Consider the following 1,141-nt stretch of genomic DNA (forward strand, 5'->3'; position numbering starts at 1 on the left):
TCCCGATTCCCGATTCCCTCCTGGGAGGGGTTAGGGGTGGGTTCCGATTCCCGATTCCCGATTCCCGATTCCCGATTCTAAATTCGCGCATTCTAAATTCTAAATTCCCTGTTCCCTTTGCGATATGTTGCCCACCATCACCCCAACCACTATTGATCTAGCTCCTGGAACTCAATTGCGGTTCCCAGGAACTTGGGAAGACTATGAGCAGCTGTTGGTAAAGCTTGGTGACCGGGCTAGTATTCGCATGCGATTTCGAGATAATCAGATTTTGCTCATGGCTCCTCTTCCTGAACACGGTAACCAAGCTGATATACTGGCTGACTTAGTTAAAGCACTGCTACGCTATGAAGGAAAAGATTGGCAGAGCTTTGATCCCATTACCCTCAGGCAAGGGGGAATGCCTGGAGTGGAGCCAGATGCTTGTTTCTACATCCAAAATTACCAAGCAATTTTAGGAAAGCGAAGACTAGACCTGAGCCAAGATCCACCACCGGATCTCGCCCTAGAAATTGACCTGACTTCAATTACTGATATTAACGACTACATTCCCCTAGCTGTTCCAGAAGTTTGGATTTACAAAGCGGACACAATTCACATCTATCGATTTGAAAGTGGCCGCTATTTAGAGGTTCAAACCAGCCAAATTTTCCCAAATTTCCCCGTCAAAGAAACAATTCCCCAATACATTAATAAGGGATGGCAGTTTGGTTCTAGTGTAGCTCTGCGAGAATTTGTGGGACTTCTTGGAGAAGAAGGGAGTAGGGAGTAGAGAATCGGGAATTTAGAATGCGCGAATTTAGAATGCGCGAATAGTGGCAAGAGGCCGTATTCAGAAAATTTTGTGAGTTGAATGTAAGCTATCAGCGTGTCGCGTATCAGCTATAAGGGCATTGCTGAGGGGCGGAATGAATAGGAGTGGGGTGGCCATCCTGGCTGCCCGGAAATGAAACAGGCAAGATGCCGGTTCTAGGGTTGGGCAACAGGCAAGATGCCTGTTCTACACTTGCCTCCCGATTCTAAATTCGCGCATTCTAAATTTTTCATTCTCAATTCTTCATTCTCAATTCTTCATTCTAAATTCGCGCATTCTAAATTCTAAATTCTAAATTCCCTAATGCCACCATCAACACCTCAAACC

Annotated in this window: 1 protein-coding gene; it reads left to right on the top strand. The window is 45.7% G+C overall.

The features are described from left to right. Nucleotides 1-124: 124 nt before the first annotated feature. Entirely contained in the window at nt 125-772 is a 648-nt protein-coding gene (locus tag F6K20_RS39425; protein ID WP_287298587.1) for a Uma2 family endonuclease, read from the top strand. The last annotated feature ends 369 nt before the right edge of the window (nt 773-1,141 follow it).

Origin of the sequence: Moorena sp. SIO2C4 (assembly GCF_010672485.1) — a bacterium.
GTDB lineage: Bacteria > Cyanobacteriota > Cyanobacteriia > Cyanobacteriales > Coleofasciculaceae > Moorena > Moorena producens.

Coding starts and splice junctions, on each gene's coding strand:
- F6K20_RS39425 (WP_287298587.1), top strand. CDS start 125: ATGTTGCCCACCATCACCCCAACCACTATTGATCTAGCTCCTGGAACT.